This is a genomic window from Phycisphaerales bacterium (assembly GCA_016699835.1).
Taxonomy (GTDB): domain Bacteria; phylum Planctomycetota; class Phycisphaerae; order Phycisphaerales; family UBA1924.
Genome location: CP064987.1, coordinates 3084388 through 3097607 on the forward strand (window position 1 = coordinate 3084388; position 13220 = coordinate 3097607).

Below are 13220 nucleotides of genomic sequence, written 5' to 3' on the forward strand. Positions count from 1 at the left end.
TCCGGGTTATTCCGACCCAAATTCTCTGAATTGGTTGCCAAACCCCGGTTCCTCGTTCACACTATGGGTGTAGGACGAAGAGCGGCCCATCCTCCCGGCGGGGAGAAATGGTTGCTCTGGTATTGGGGAGCAACCGAAGATGAGCCGACTCACGACCCGCAGCACCGTTGTCCGTTGTCGCCACACGATGGCCCTGGCCCTTGCCGCTGGAGCCGCGGGTGGCCTGGCCGGCGTGTCCCTTGCCAACCCGACCGGGCAGCAGGTCGTCGCGGGGAGCGCGACCTTCGCGCAGCAGGGCGCGACGACGACGATCACCGCGTCGAACAACGCGATCATCAACTACCAGACGTTCAACATCGCCCAGGGCGAGACCGTCCGCTTCGTGCAGCCCACCGCCGCCTCGCGCGTCCTCAACCGGATCCAGAGCAACGCACCCTCAACGATCAACGGCAACCTCCAGGCCAACGGCATCGTCTACCTCGTCAACCGCTCGGGGATCATGTTCGGCGCCAACTCGGTGGTGAACGTCGGCGGGCTGTACGCTGCCGCTGGCAACATCGCCAACGACGACTTCCTCAACAGCATCGATCACTTCACGAATGTCCAGGGCACGATCCGCATGGACGGCTCGATCAGCGCCCAATCCGCCGCCATTGTGGCGCGCCAGATCACGAACAACGGCGCGATCAACGCCGATGGCGGGTGGATCGTCATGGCCGCCGGAAACGACGTCCTCTTGCGCCAGGAGAACAGCCGGATGTACGTCCGCCTGGACGGGCGCGACGCCGAGACCCAGACGCAGGGCACGCGGAACTCCGCCGCCAAGGCCAGCGACCCGGCCAGCATCCGCAACACCGGCTCGATCTCCGCCGACGACGGGCACATCTCCATGGCCGCCGGCGACATGCTGGGCCTCGCCCTCCTCAACCAGGGCGTCATCAACGCCCACGGCGGTACGGTCGACATGATCGCAACCCACGGCACGGTCATCAATGCAGGCACCATCGACGTCGGCGTCGGTCCGGGTCAGGCGGGCGATGTTTCGATCCACGGTGTCTTTGTCACCAACTCGGGCCGCGTCCGCGCCGACGCCGAGTCGGGTCACGCCGGGAACATCGAACTCGTCAGCACCAAGGGCACCACGCTCACCAACGGCTCGCTTGTCGCTTCCAACGGCGGCAACGGCGTCGCCGACGGCGGCACCATCCTCATCGATTCCACCCAAGGCCGCACCGTCGTCGAGAAGCAGGCCCGCCTCGACATCTCCGGCGGGAAGGCCGGCGGCCACGGCGGATCCATGGAGATCAGCGCCGCCACCACGATGTCGCTCAAGGGCATCCTGATCGGCGACACCCTCGCGGGCTATGCCGCCGCGCGACTCGTCATCGATCCCGCCATCGTCATCATCGCCCTCGAGCAGCCCGACACCATGCCCTCGGACTCGGCCTTCGTCTCCGTCGCGAGCATCGAGGGCTTCCAGGGCGACACCACCATCCTCGCCGACAACGACATCTTCGTCCTCTCCAGCATCCACAAGGACGTTGGCGGGCTCACGCTGCTCGCCGGGAACGACATCCAGTTCTGCGGCTATGAGCCGGACCCGACCTGCCCCGGTCGCTGGAGGCCTCGGATCAAGAACTGGTGCACGACGCCGAATCCCTGCGGCCCGACGGGTGGCTCGTGCGACATCACCATCAGCGCTGATTATCTCGACTTCCAGGCCGGCCACAGCATCCTCGACATGACGTCCACCGGCGCCATCCTCGAGGCGACCACCGGCGACATCCACCTCCTCGCGACGACCGGCCGCGCCGAGTTCGGCCTTGCCTCGGTCGCGCCGCAACGGATCGTCTCGATCACCCAGGCCGAGAGCCGGGTGATCCGTGGCGGGACCGATTCCTTCCTCGAAGATCCTGAGAACACGCATCTCGTCGTGAACATCACCAATGGAAGCCTCACCTTCGCCCCCCAGTCCAACGGCACGCGGGTCCCGCAGTCGTACTACCGCCTCGACGCCTCGGCCAAGGGCGATCTCACCGTCGACGCCCAACTCGAGTCCGCGACAGATATTCTGTTGACTGCCGGGAAAGACCTCATCATCAACGACAACATCCACGCCACCGACGACGCCGTCCTCCATGGCGGGGCCGGCGGCGCGGGGATCGTCGTCTGGTGCCGCACGGGTCTCGATGTCTGGGGCACCGACATCGCGCTCATCGCCGGCGATGGGAACGGAACCTCCTCGTTCATCCAGGCCCAGGAGTTCCACCCCATGTTCCGTGGGGGCGGCGGCGGCGACACGCGTCCGGACAGTTTCACTTTCCGCCAGGACGCCGCCGTCACCAGCGCGCTCCTTCCTCTCGGCTCCCAGTTCGGCGCTTCGACGCTGGGCATGATCTACAACATCGAGTCTGTCAACGCCAGCGTCAAACTCTCCGACGCCAACCAGGTCACGGGCACCATCCTCACCATCAGCAGCCTCACGGGCACCAGCATCAACGACAACCTCAGCCTTACCTCCCTCGAGGTCTTCGGCTCCACCGCCCTGGCCGGCGATGTCGCCTCCACGGGAACGCAGACCTATCACGGCCCCGTCACCGTCGATGGCGACCGCACGCTCACCGCCTCGACCGTCACCCTCGACTCGACCCTCGACGGCACGTCCGGCGGCGACGCCGATCGCCTCACGATCGACGCCGACCTCGTCGCCAATGGCCAGATCGGCGGCAACTCGCCCCTCGAGGAACTCACCATCACCCGCTCCACCGTCCTGGGCACCGACCTCGTCCGCACCGAGGGCGACCAGACCTATGGCGGGCACCTGACGCTCACCCAGAACACCACGCTCGAGAGCCTCACCGGCACCGTCGCGTTCGGCGCTGGGCTAGACGCCGCCACCGGCGCCATCGTCGATCTCGATGTCATTGGCAACATGCGTGCCGATGGGCCCATCGGTCAGACCAATCCGCTCAACACACTCGACGTCACCGGCGCCAGCACGCTCAACGGCGGCCTCGTCCGCACCACCGGCGAGCAGTCCTATGGCGGCCCCGTCGTCCTCGGCGCCGACACGCTCATCGAATCCACCACCGGCGCCACGCTCACCTTCAACGGCTCGATCGACGGCAACGGAACCGGTCCCGCCGAGGCCCTCACGCTCCACGGCAGCGCGGTCCTCAATGGCCAGGTCGGCGCAACCGATCCTCTCGCCGCCCTCTCGATCGATGGCCCCGCCGCCATCAACACCGACCTCATCCGCACGCTAGGCGATCAGACGTACGCCGGCCCCGTGCTCTTCTCGGGCGACGCCCGCCTCGAGAGCGCCGGCGGCCGAATCGCCTTCGAGAGCACCGTGGACTCCGCCAGCGCCGATTCGCCCATCGATCTCGCGATCGATGGCGACCTGCTCGCGATGGGACTGATCGGCGGCACCAATCCGCTCAACTCGCTCAGCGTCGCTGGCGACGCCGAACTTTGCGGCGGGCTCGTCCGCACCGTCGGCACGCAACTCTACTCGGGCGATGTCGTTCTCTGCACCGACACCATCCTCGAGAGCACCACCGGCGCCACGCTCACCTTCAACGGCGCGATCGACGGCGACGGGCTTGGAGACGCCGAATCGCTCACCCTGCTCGGCGAGGCGGTCCTCAACGGTCCCGTCGGCGCCAGCGATCCGCTCGCCGCACTCACCGTCACTGGCCCAACCTCCATCGCGGGCGGCCTCGTCCGAACGATCGGCACCCAGACCTACAACCTCGACATCACGATCAACGGCGACACGACCCTCGCCAGCACCTCGGGCGCCGTCATCACACTCAACGGTCCGGTCAATGGCAACGCCGACGGAACGCCCGACGTGCTCACGATCGACGGTTCGGTCGTCGCCAACGGCGCGATCGGCACCAACGATCCGCTCGCCGCACTCTCCATCAATGGCCCCGCCGTCCTCAACGCCGGGACCGTCGACACCATCGGCGACCAGACCTTCGCCGGCGCCCTCACCCTCGGCACCGACACCACGCTCACCACGCAGGGTGGCCTCGTCACCCTCGGCGGCCCGGTGGACTCGGCCTCCGCAGGCACGCCCGTCGCGCTCGCCATCAACTCCGACGCCATGATCGAGGGCGCGGTCGGCGCGACCAACCCGCTCCAATCCCTCGCCATCGCCGGCAACGCCGAACTCTGCGGCGGGCTCGTCCGCACCGTCGCCGGCCAGTTGTACTCGGGCGATGTCATCCTCTGTGTCAACACCATCCTCGAGAGCACCACCGGCGACACCATCGAGTTCGGCGGCACCGTCGATGGCAACTCCGACGGCTCGCCCGAGTCGCTCACCATCAACGGCGCACTCATCGCGAGCGGCGCCATCGGCGCGAGCGACGCCCTTGCCTCGCTCGTGGTCAACGGCCCGGCCTCGCTCGCCGCTGGCCTCATCCGCACCATCGCCGATCAGGATTACTTCGGCCCGACCACGGTCGCGGGCGACATGACCTTCGAGAGCACGGGCGACGCCCTCATCCGCTTCCGCGATGCCCTGACCGCCGACACCGCGGGAACACCAAGCGATGTCACCGTCGCCGCGAACGCACAGTTCGACGGCCGCGTCGGCGACAATCCCTTCAACTCGCTCACGGTGGAGGGCAACGCCCTCATCGCCGGCGGCTCGGTCACAACGATCGCCGACCAGCGCTACAACGCCGACACCGTCATCGCCGATGACACCACTCTCATGGCGTTCTCGGGCGCCACCATCCGCTTCGGCGGCACGCTCGACAGCGCCAACGCCGACGGCTCCGCGGACGCCCACGACCTCTTCGTCGGCACAGGCCCCGGAGGCGTCATCCGCTTCGCCGGTGATGTCGGCTCCAACGGCGCCTTCGACACCATCCAACTCTGCACTCAGTTCTCCATCGCCGCTCGTGGCGAAAGCAGCGAGGGCGGGGAGATCCTCCCGCCCGTGCCCACCGTCCCCGATCGTGCCACGATCGTCGGCGAGCAGAGCCTCACCATCAACACCGCCGACTTCATCATGTGCCCCTACGAGAAGTTCACGACCCTCGGCTCGCTCACCCTCAACGCCTCGCGCCTCGCCGAACTCGGCGACCTCGTGACGATCGCCGAGATGACCGTCAACGCTCCCAGCATCGTCCTCCTCACGCGGCCCGCCGCCGACCTCCAACTCGCCGACGGCACGACCGTCACCGATCGCGGCCTCGACTTCGTCGCCGGCGGCCAGATGAACTTCAACGGTACCGTTACCACCCGCTCGGCCTTCGGCGGCACGGACCCCGCGCCCACCTTCGAGGATGTCGATGGTCTCGCCCCGGCCTCGCTCGCCGGGTTCGAGTTCAACACCACGCCCGTCGGCGACGCGACCATGGACGCGCTCGTGCTCAACGGCGTCGTCCTCGACCAGCGCACCCGCAAGTCGATCGTGCCGCCCCCGCCGCCGCCCCCGGTCGATCCGCGCGTCTCCGATGACCTCGCGAGCATCACCACCCAGCCCCCGGCCTTCGTCGATTCCATAATCCCCGAGGTCTACGACCTCTCGATCCTCAAGTCTCTCGCGATCAACGCCCGTGGCGTCGAGTTCGACGAGGCCCTCAACGCCGCCAAGGGAAGCCGCCTCTACATCGACAACCTCCGTCCGGGTCCCGATGGCAACGCGGACACGCGCATCTCGGCCACGCGTCTCAGCGACAACGCCGTCCGCCTCACGGCTCAGGGTAAGGACTCGGTCTCGGGCTATGACCAGACCCCCGAGGGCGTCCTCGTGGCGCGTCCCTTCTCCGCCGTGGGCGATTCCATCGCCGAGGCCTTCAGCCGCTTCACCCAGGCCCGCATCGCCGACACCAACGCCGCCGCGCCCAGCACGGCCGAACTCGTTCCCGCCTTCCGCGACTTCCTCGTGGCCTCGCCCGACGAGACCCAGACGCTCAACTCGATCCGCCGCCTCGCCGCGGTCCTCGATCGAGTTCGCTCGATGGGCCTCCCGACCGCCCAGTACGAGCGCACGCGCCGCGAACTCCTCGCCGAGGTTGCCCGCCAGAACTCGCTCGGCGTGGACGAACTCATCCAACTCGTCGAGTCAATGAGCGGCCAGGTCTAAGTTCTACGTGATGTTTGGTGGCACTGCTCTCCAGAGCAGTGTCCGGGGTAACTCAATCACTCACCAAGGCACAGGCCCGACCGCCTGTGCCTTATTCATTCTCTACGTCCCCGCCGGAAACTCCCACGGCGTCCCCGGCGTGTACCCCACCAACTCGTACAACTCCTTGCGCGTCTGCATCCGGTCAAGCATCCCTTCCGCCGTCCCCGTCCTCGCGAGTTCCTCGAGCGCTTTCGACACGGCACCCATCGCCACACGCAGCAGCGTCACCGGATAGATCACGCACGAGTACCCCATCCGCTCGAACTCGCTCAGCGCGATCATCGGCGTCTTCCCGAACTCGGTCATGTTCGCCAGCAGATACGGCCCACCGCCACGAGCCTTGCCCTTGATGTGACGCATCGCCTTCGCGAACGCCTCGAACTCCGCCGCGCTCGCCAGTCCCTCGGGGAAGATCATCTCCGCCCCGGCTTCGACGTATGCCGTCGCGCGCGCCAACGCGGCCTCCATCCCTTCAACACCCCGAGCATCGGTGCGCGCGCACACGATGATTCCAGCCTCGCCTCCACACCCCACCTCGCGTGCCGCCTTTGCTGCCCACTCGACCTTCTCCACCATGTGGTCCCTGGGCACGAGTTCCTTCCCGTCGAGGTGCCCGCAGCGCTTGGGGAACTTCTGGTCCTCAAGGTGCAGCCCGGCCGCCCCCGCGCGCGCGTACTCGATCACCGTCCGGCGCACCATCTCCGCCTCGCCGAATCCCGTGTCGGCGTCGGCAAGCACGGGAAGCCCGCTCGAGTCCGCCGCCTCGCGGATGCAGCGGCAGAAATGCTCCAGAGAGAGCAGCCCCACGTCGGGCACGCCCGCGCTCACGCTTGTTGCCGCTCCGGAGATATAGCACGCCGGAAATCCCGCCTTGGCGATCGCTTTGGCGCACAGCCCATTGAACGCGCCCGGGATGGGGACGCACCGCTCGTTCATCGCCCGCCGGAGCCGGGCCGCCGGGTTGGTGTCCGTGTTCTGCATGTCCGAGCGTAGGTGGGGGGGTGGGGCGTCCCGGTTCGTCTCATGTCCGCATGGATCCACGACCATCCTGCGAACATCCGTTATGGTCCGACATTTCTTTGCGAAGGTTTTGTGATTTGCTCGTTCCCCTCCCACCCATTTTCCGATAGGCTTGCAAACACGCACGTGTTTCAGGAGTCGTACGCGCTCGTCCCACGAGCACCAAAGGGATCGGAGGCAGTGGTGTCGCATCCGGCCGGCGCAAGATCGGCGATGCAGGGCGAGAACGCTCGCCCTACCCCTGCGCGCGCGACACGCCACTTTGGTGCGATTCTGCCAGGGGCGCTCGCCTTGATGCTCGCCTCTGGCTTTGCCCCGGTCAGCCGGGCCGACGAACCGTCGCCCGCGTCCGAGAATCCGAAGTACGCCATCACGCTCAGTTCCGGTGAGACCATCGCCGGCACCATCAAGGCCAACGAGAAGGACGCCATCGTCCTGGTCCACACGGTTCTCGGCGAGATCCGTGTTCCTCGCTCGGGGATCACCGCTTCAGAGCCGCCCGTTCCCGATGCGCCACCACCACCCCCGCCCCCCCCGCCCCCTCCTCCGCCGCCACCGCCGAAGGAGCCGGAACCTGCGCCCCTGCCGCCGCCCAAGCCGCCGAAACTTTCACTCTGGGACGCGATCACCGCCAAGGACGACAAGTCGTTCTGGACCGGGTGGAAGCGATCGACGGAGTTCGGACTCAACGGCACCATGGGCAACCGTGACTCGTATGACCTCCGCGCCAACCTCAATCTGAACCGCGACTCGAAGGCCCTTCGCACATCGATCGGGACTAATGCCGTCACCGGGCGCGACAACAACGGCGAGACGCGGTCGCGTGCCGAACTCAACTTCCGCAATGACTGGAAAGCAGACCACTGCGACTGGCAACTCTGGCTGGGCGGAAAGGTCGAGGTCGACAACAGCACGCCCTGGGACGCGAGGTACAGCCTCAACACAGGCCCGGCGTACGTGATTCTCAAGGACGCGGACGTCACCCTCCAGACCCGCGTCGGCCTGGGCATGACCCGTCAGATCAACGGTCCACAGAACGACATCGACCCCGAGGCCGTCGGTGCCATTGACTTCAACTACAAGATCGACGACCGCTCATCGATCTACGCCAACCTGGAGATGAGGCCCAACCTCGCCGACACCGAGGACGTTCGCACCACCACGCGTGCCGGGTGGAACTTCATCGTGGATCCCAAGAAGAACATCAACCTCCGCATCGGTTGGGAGCACCGCTACGTGAACGAGTCCGGCAGCCGCGAGCCCAACGACTTCGATTACTTCGTGGTCCTTGGATTGTCGTTCTGAGTGTTCGACAGGTGTCCCAGGAGGCGCGCGTCGCGCCACGCCGGGAACTTCTCTCGCCAACGCCGGACCGCGCCGGGATCGATCTCGACGCTGAGGACGCGCTCCTCGTCGCCCAACTCACCCAGGATCTCGCCCGTCGGTCCGATGGCGATCGTGCCGCCGGTGTACATCAGGTTCGGGTCGTTCCCAACGCGGTTGACGCCCAGGACAACGGCCTGATTCTCGATCGCTCGCGCCACGAGCAGCGCCCGCCAGTGTGATTGACGCGCCACGGGCCAGCACGCGCCGAGCGAGAACACCTCGGCCCCTTCGAGGAGCCCGAGCCGGAACAACTCGGGAAACCGCAGGTCGTAGCAGATCGCGGGCATCACGCGAAGGGAGCCGTCGCTGCCTCGCCATTCATAGATCACGATCCGATCGCCGGGCGTGAAACGCTCGTGCTCCTTGCCCAACGTGAAGGGGTGGATCTTCGCGTACTCGCCGAGGATCGTCGGCTTGCCGTCGGGGGCGGCATAGACGATCGTCATCACGTTTGAGGCCGTGCCGTCGCCCACAGTCCGCCCGCCCTGCACCGTCGCGTCGAAGGCGTCGGCGAGATCGCACAGAAACGCGAGCGTGACGTCGCCGGCGTCTCGTGTCCGCTCGGGATTCATCGAGAAGCCCGTGTCGAACATCTCGGGGAGCAGGATCAGATCGCCCGGTTCGACCAGGGCCGCCTCGAGCATGGCCAGGACCTTCTCAAAGTTCGCGGGCTTGTCTTCCCAAGAAATATTGAACTGGACGAGGTGGGCGCGCATCTGAATCAACGATAGCACGGATCGGCCCTAGTGTGTTTGGGAATCGATCGGGTGTCAAGGTCATTGCCTGCTCTGGATTAGTTAGTAAAGACTATGATTTTCGATCGCCCATGGCACACACGGATGAACACAATCGCAGGACTGGACGCCGCCCCAGAGTGCTCCTGGCGAGCCGATCGCCTCGGCGTCGGGAGATGCTGACCAAAGCGGGGATCGAACACATCGCCGAGCATCCAGGCCTGGACGACGCCGAGTTGGCGCCGACCACCCGGGGCGTGGAGGCCTATGTCGCCTCCCTGGCGTTCTTGAAGGCAGCAGCCGGGGCCGTGCTCCCACAATCCGCGGGCGTCGATGTCGTCCTCGGGGCCGACACCGCCTGCGAGCAGAATGGGACGATCATCGGGACGCCGACAAACGAGGACGAGGCGTACCACATGATTCGCAGTTTGTCCGGTAGAGAGCATCGCGTGTTGTCCGGCGTCGCCTTGGTTGGGACATGGGACGGCCGTCGTGTGATCTTCGTGGACGAGGCGCGGGTCTCGCTCGGGCGGCTCTCGGAAGACGAGATTCGCACGTATGTTGCATCTGGGGAATGGCGCGGGAAGGCAGGCGGCTACAACTTGAGCGAACGTTTGGCTGCCGGATGGCCGATTGAACACAGCGGCGATCCCACGACGATTATGGGACTGCCCATGCGTCGGCTCGTCCCGCTGCTCGACGCGTGGAACGATCACGTGTCGCCTCTTCGGCGATCGTCAGGAGAATCGGTCTCGTGAGCCTTGTGTCGGCGAATCTTGTGTTGGCGAACGCGGTGACGAACTCATCGACGCCGTTGGTCCCGACGTGGATCGTCACGCCGTGCGCCATTCTCGCGTTGTTCATGCTGGGCGGCTACTTGCGGGCGATGGTGAAGGCTTCCCCCGAGGACATCCCCGCGAGCCGTCGAAGGATCCGTATCGCGAGCACGCTGGTGATGATGTTCACGATTCCGATTGCGGCGTTCTCGTTCGGGGTCGTGGTCCCGGGGCAGCAGCGTGCGTGGGTGCTCTCGTGGACGCTGCTCGCGGGGCTGGTGACCATCGTCCTGTGCATCGCGGCGGCCGACGTGCTGAACACGCTCCGCTTGTATCGCCGCGCCCGTCGCGAGATCATGCGTGAGCGGGCCGAACTGCTCTCTGGCGCGCACCCGAGCGCGCGAGGCACGTGACCAACGCGACACCACGCACGCCCGAGCGACGCCCGATCCTCCTTCCGGCGGCGTGGGTGTACTCGCTCATTATCGGTGGGATCAACCGGCGCTTCGATCGCCGCAAGGGCGTGGTCGAGTTCGATCGCCCGGTGATCAGCGTGGGCAATCTCTCGACCGGGGGGACGGGCAAGACGCCGATGGTGGCGACGATCGTGCGATGGCTACGAGAGGCCGGGCACGATCCGGCGATCGCAATGCGCGGGTATGCGCCACGCGGCGGCGTGGGCGGCATTCTGTCCGACGAGGCACGGACGTATGCGGGGATGTTCGAGGATCTGCCGCTGGTCGCGCAGCCCGATCGGATCGCGGGGCTGATCCGGATGTTCGGGACCGAGCGCGGTGAAAGGGTCGATTCTGTCGTGCTCGACGATGGGTTCCAGCACCGCCAGATCGCGCGCCAACTGGACATCGCGCTGATCGACGCGACGCGGGATCCGTTTGGTGATGCGCTTCTGCCGGTGGGATCATTGCGTGAGCCGGTGTCGAGCCTTCGACGGGCGGACGTGGTGGTTCTCACGCACGCGGACGCGATTGGAGAGGCAGAACTGAGCAGCCTGGAGCGGTCGGTACGAGGCGTGGCGCCCGGAGCAATCGTGTGCCAATGCGTGCACGCGTGGGCGGGGCTTCGTGTGGCTGAGGCGGCTGGCGAGCGGGATGAACCCGTGGCGATGCTCGGTGGAATGCCGGTGGTCGTGGCGTGCGCGATCGGGAATCCGTCGGCGTTTGTGGCCCAGGCGTCGCGCCATGCCGACGTGCGATCAACGCTCGTGCTGCGTGATCACCATCCGTTCGATGGGGCCACTGTGGAACGTGTCGTCGCGATGGCGCGTGAGCACTCGGCTCGGGCGATCGTGGTGACGGAGAAGGACTGGGCGAAGATGTCGCGCGTGCCGAGGGATCGATGGCCGTGCGAGGTCGTGCGGCCGGTGCTCCGCTTGGAGTTTCTGGCCGGGGGCGAGGCGCTGCTGGAGCGCGTGCTCGAGACGGCGTCGATGCGGCTCGATGATGAGGAACCGCCCCAGATTGCGAATGAGTAGGTTGGTTTGAATATCTCAGACTGAGAGGCATGGAGCCTGAAATGATCTCGAAGGGATCACGCCATGCACGATGTGGGAGAGTGAACGTGGCGTGATACTGTTGTCCTTTGGGCCACGCCGCGAGACTTGAACAGAACCATGGACACACTCCTCCCCGTGCTCGACCGATGGAAGCCGTTCAACGCGGTGGTGGTCGGCGACTTCATGCTCGATGAGTTGGTGTATGGCGATGCCGAGCGGCTCAGCCCCGACGCGCCGGTGCCGGTGCTCCACGTCCGGCGGATTGAACGGCGCGCGGGAGGGTCGGCAAATGTGTGCATGGATCTCGCGGCCCTCCGCGGGAGCGTGCGGGCGATCGGGGCGATCGGCGACGACGAGGCCGGACGTGAGCTTGCCATGGCACTCACCCACGAGGGCGTCGACACCTCGTCGCTGGTCGTCGATCGATCGCGGCCCACGACGCTCAAGCGGAACTACATCGGTCTGGCGCAGGCTCGCCACCCGCAGAAGATGTTCCGTGTGGATGTCGAGTCGCGTGAGCCGCTGGATCGGAATGTGACCGATGCGATCCTGGAGCGGCTCGACCGCGTGCTGCGCGAGGGCGGCGTCGACCTCGTGTGCATCGAGGATTACAACAAGGGCGTGTGCACGCTCGAGTTGTGCCAGGGCGTGATCGAGCGGGCGCGGCGGGCCGGGAAGCCCGTCTTTGTCGATCCCGCGCGGATCACGGACTATTCCAGGTATCGCGGCGCGACGACGATGACGCCCAACCGCACCGAGGCCGAGATCGCCACGGGCCTCAAGACCGATGGCGAGGCGTCGATCGCGCACAACGCGGCCCTCGCGCGGACGCTGATGGAGACGTGCGACCTAGAGAGCGTGGTGCTGACGCTCGATCGGCACGGGGCGCTCCTGCTCGAGAGAGAAGGAAAGGCAGGCGCGACGCGTCCGCCGCAGAGCATCCCGACCGTGGCGCGCGAGGTGTACGACGTGACGGGCGCGGGGGACATGTTCCTCGCCGGGCTGGCCGCCGCGCGGACGCAGGGGTGCGACTGGCACGACAGCGTGCGCTTCGCGAATGCGGCGGCGGGCCTGGAGGTTGAGGTCTTCGGTGTGCAGCCGATCCCGCTGGAGCGTGTGCACCACTCGCTGCTGGTGATGAACAGCAAGTTCACGGGCAAACTCCGCACGCCGCGGGAACTGGCGGTCGAGGTCGAGTCGCAGCGTCGCGCGGGCAAGCGCATCGTGTTCACCAACGGCTGCTTCGATATTCTGCACGCGGGGCACGTGGCGCTTCTGGACAAGGCCGCGAGTTTCGGGGATTTTCTCGTCGTCGCGATGAACACCGACGCGTCGGTGCGGCGGCTCAAGGGCCCGGGGCGCCCGGTGAACACGCAGGAGGATCGGGCGCGGGTGCTGGGGGCGCTCGGGTGCGTCGGCGCGGTGGTGTTCTTTGACGAGGAGACGCCGATCGATCTCATTCGGGCTGTGCGGCCCGACACCCTGGTCAAGGGGGCGGACTACACGAAGGACCGCGTGGTTGGGGCGGATTTCGTCGAGTCGTGCGGCGGGCGGGTCGAGTTGGTCGATCTTGTCGCGGGGCGGAGCACGACGGCGACGATCGAGAAGATGCGCACGCCGGGCTGAGTCCATGGGAAGTT

Annotated in this window: 8 protein-coding genes; 6 read left to right on the plus strand and 2 right to left on the minus strand. The window is 66.6% G+C overall.

What is annotated here, in order from left to right; genetic code table 11:
• Nucleotides 1-139 precede the first annotated feature (139 nt).
• Entirely contained in the window at nucleotides 140-6109 is a 5970-nt protein-coding gene (locus IPK69_12805) for a filamentous hemagglutinin N-terminal domain-containing protein (GenBank protein QQS08840.1), read from the plus strand.
• 102 nt (nucleotides 6110-6211) lie between these two features.
• Here the strand turns inward: IPK69_12805 and IPK69_12810 are convergent, their stop codons facing one another.
• Entirely contained in the window at nucleotides 6212-7132 is a 921-nt protein-coding gene (locus IPK69_12810; protein QQS08841.1) for an isocitrate lyase/phosphoenolpyruvate mutase family protein, read from the minus strand.
• 222 nt (nucleotides 7133-7354) lie between these two features.
• Between IPK69_12810 and IPK69_12815 the strand changes: the two genes are divergently transcribed.
• Nucleotides 7355-8476, plus strand: a complete 1122-nt coding sequence (locus IPK69_12815; GenBank protein ID QQS08842.1) for a DUF481 domain-containing protein — start codon at nucleotides 7355-7357, stop codon at nucleotides 8474-8476.
• Here IPK69_12815 and IPK69_12820 read toward each other — a convergent pair.
• On the minus strand, nucleotides 8446-9273 hold the full coding sequence (locus tag IPK69_12820; protein QQS08843.1) for a carbon-nitrogen family hydrolase: 828 nt from the start codon (nucleotides 9271-9273) through the stop codon (nucleotides 8446-8448). The genes IPK69_12815 and IPK69_12820 overlap by 31 nt on opposite strands.
• 194 nt (nucleotides 9274-9467) lie before the next feature.
• Between IPK69_12820 and IPK69_12825 the strand changes: the two genes are divergently transcribed.
• The 4 genes from IPK69_12825 (at nucleotide 9468) to rfaE2 (ending at nucleotide 13206) form a co-directional block, all read left to right on the plus strand.
• The gene (locus tag IPK69_12825) at nucleotides 9468-10049 is read left to right on the plus strand and encodes a Maf family protein (GenBank protein ID QQS08844.1); all 582 of its coding nucleotides are present in this window, start codon (nucleotides 9468-9470) and stop codon (nucleotides 10047-10049) included.
• The gene (locus tag IPK69_12830; protein QQS08845.1) at nucleotides 10046-10480 is read left to right on the plus strand and encodes a hypothetical protein; all 435 of its coding nucleotides are present in this window, start codon (nucleotides 10046-10048) and stop codon (nucleotides 10478-10480) included. Before IPK69_12825 ends, IPK69_12830 begins: the two co-directional genes overlap by 4 nt.
• Entirely contained in the window at nucleotides 10477-11559 is a 1083-nt protein-coding gene (gene lpxK, locus IPK69_12835) for a tetraacyldisaccharide 4'-kinase (protein ID QQS08846.1), read from the plus strand. Before IPK69_12830 ends, lpxK begins: the two co-directional genes overlap by 4 nt.
• Nucleotides 11560-11697: 138 nt before the next feature.
• Nucleotides 11698-13206 (plus strand): D-glycero-beta-D-manno-heptose 1-phosphate adenylyltransferase, encoded by a 1509-nt coding sequence (gene rfaE2, locus IPK69_12840; protein QQS08847.1) that lies wholly within the window; start codon nucleotides 11698-11700, stop codon nucleotides 13204-13206.
• Nucleotides 13207-13220: the final 14 nt, after the last annotated feature.

What these genes read in the sequence shown, in the direction of transcription:
- IPK69_12825 (QQS08844.1), top strand. Translation starts at nt 9,468, where the DNA reads ATGCTGACCAAAGCGGGGATCGAACACATCGCCGAGCATCCAGGCCTG.
- IPK69_12805 (QQS08840.1), top strand. Translation starts at nt 140, where the DNA reads ATGAGCCGACTCACGACCCGCAGCACCGTTGTCCGTTGTCGCCACACG.
- rfaE2 (QQS08847.1), top strand. Translation starts at nt 11,698, where the DNA reads ATGGACACACTCCTCCCCGTGCTCGACCGATGGAAGCCGTTCAACGCG.
- IPK69_12810 (QQS08841.1), bottom strand. Translation starts at nt 7,132, where the DNA reads ATGCAGAACACGGACACCAACCCGGCGGCCCGGCTCCGGCGGGCGATG.
- IPK69_12820 (QQS08843.1), bottom strand. Translation starts at nt 9,273, where the DNA reads ATGCGCGCCCACCTCGTCCAGTTCAATATTTCTTGGGAAGACAAGCCC.